Source organism: Falsiroseomonas oryzae, assembly GCF_027856955.1.
Classification (GTDB): domain Bacteria; phylum Pseudomonadota; class Alphaproteobacteria; order Acetobacterales; family Acetobacteraceae; genus Falsiroseomonas; species Falsiroseomonas oryzae.
On record NZ_JAPSMD010000680.1, the window covers coordinates 1 to 2,007 of the forward strand.

The 2,007-nt window shown below is 73.9% G+C and carries 2 protein-coding genes; both read left to right on the plus strand.

What is annotated here, in order from left to right:
- Positions 1-442, plus strand: a 442-nt coding sequence (locus OZN99_RS30525) for a hypothetical protein (protein WP_456299917.1), incomplete at its 5' end; no start/stop codon positions are given.
- A gap of 155 nt (positions 443-597) precedes the next feature.
- On the plus strand, positions 598-2,007 hold a 1,410-nt coding region (locus OZN99_RS30530), incomplete at its 3' end, for a DUF3300 domain-containing protein (RefSeq protein ID WP_270938967.1).

Sequence of the window (2,007 nt, forward strand, 5' to 3'; positions counted from 1 at the left end):
CGCGGCGGCGCAGGCTTCAGGCGCCGTGGGTCGCCTGGCCTGGGCCGCGGCGGCGGATCGCGGCGGCGGGCGTGGGATGCAGGTGCTGGCGCTTGCCGGCCTCGGCACCGCGGCGGGGCTGCTGGCGCTGGCCTTCGCGGGGCCGGGCTGGCCGCCAGATGCCGTGCTGGTGGTGTTGCTCTGCGCCATCGGAGCATGTTCGCTTGGCTGGAACGGCGTGCTGCTGGCGGAATCCGCGCGGTTGGCGCCGGCGGGTAACGCCGGGGCGGGCGTGGGCGCGGTCCTGTCCGTCACCTTCTTCGGCGTCATCATCGGCCCGCCGCTGGTGGGCGTGCTGGTCGCGGCCGCCGGCTCCTATGCGCTGGCCTTCGGCGCGGCGGCCGGGGTGGTCCTGGTCGGCGTCGCCGTCGCCCTGCGCGCCTGGCGCGAGCGACGGGCGTGATCCGGCGTCGCGCGCTTTCGCTATCGTAATCCTTCCGAGGTGCGCTTTCGTCTTGGTCGGCCGTCGGGCCCGGCGCACGATGGTGTGACGATGTCGGCCCAGGCCGACGCTGGCGCCCGCCCGGCGAAAGGCGTGGCGCGGTTGGGGAGGTATGCATGCCGCTCGTCATCGCGCGCTGCGGTCCGAACGGGACCGGGGGCTGGCGGCGCCTCGGCGTGGCCGTGCTGGCTGCCGGATTCGGCTGCGTCGCATTGCTGGGCTGGCCCGATGCGCGCCCGGCCTTCGCACAGCCGACCCGTACCGCCTTGCCGCCCATGGCGGAACTCGCACAGGCCCCGGCCGACGACCTGCTGACGCAGCCGGAGCTCGAGCAGCTGTTGGCGCCTGTCGCGCTGTATCCCGACCAGCTGCTGATGCAGGTGCTGATGGCCGCGACCTACCCGCTGGAGGTCGTGCAGGCGAAGCGCTGGCTGGGGCAGGGCAACAATGCGCAGCTGCGGGGCGATGCCCTGGCGCGCGCGCTGGAGGCGCAATCCTGGGATCCATCGGTGAAGTCCCTGGTGCCCTTCCCCGATGTGCTGACGCTGATGAATGACCAGCTGGAGTGGACGCAGCAGGTCGGCGATGCACTGCTCGCGCAGCAGGAGGACGTGCTGAACGCCGTCCAGGTGCTGCGCGCGCGTGCCCAGGCTGCCGGCCATCTGCAGAGCGGACCGCAGCAGACCGTGACGGTGACGCAGAACGTCACCGTCCCGCCGACGGCCCCGGGTGCGCCGCCGCCCGCCGTCGCCCCGCCACCGCAGGTGATCGTCATCGAGCCGACGCAGCCCGAAACCGTCTATGTGCCGGCCTACAACCCCTCGGTGGTCTATGGCAGCTGGCCCTATCCGTCGTACCCGCCGCCCTACTACCCGCCGCCGGCGGGCTGGGGCGTGGGCAGCGCGATCCTGACCGGCATGGCCTTCGCCGGAGGCGTGGCGCTGGTGGGTTCGCTCTGGGGCTGGGCCCGGCCCGGCTGGGGACGCGGCGACGTGGACGTCAATGTCAACCGCTACAACAACATCAACGTCAACCGGAACCAGATCAGCAGCAATCGCTGGCAACACGACAGCACGCACCGGCAGGGCGTCGCCTACCGCAACGACCAGGTGCGCAATCGCTACCAGGGCGGCACCGCTGCCGCCTCGCGGGACAGGGCGCAGAGCCGCGACCAGTTCCGGGGACGCATGGACCAGGTGGATCGCGGCGCCAGCCTTGGCGACAGGCCCGGCGGGCAGCGGCCCGGTGCCGGCGATCGTCCGGGCGGCGCGGATCGCCCCGGTGGTGGCCTGGACCGTCCCGGCGGAGGTGATCGTCCCGGTGGTGGCCTGGACCGTCCTGGCGGAGGTGATCGTCCGGGCGGCGGCCTGGGCGACCGTCCGGGTGGCGTGGATCGTCCCGGTGCCGGCGACCGTCCAGGTGGCAGCCTGGGCGATCGTCCAGGTGGTGAGCGTCCGGGCGGCGGCGCTGCGCGGCCCGGCGCAGACCGGCCGGGCGCCGGGGCCGAGCGGCCTGGCGCAGGCGCG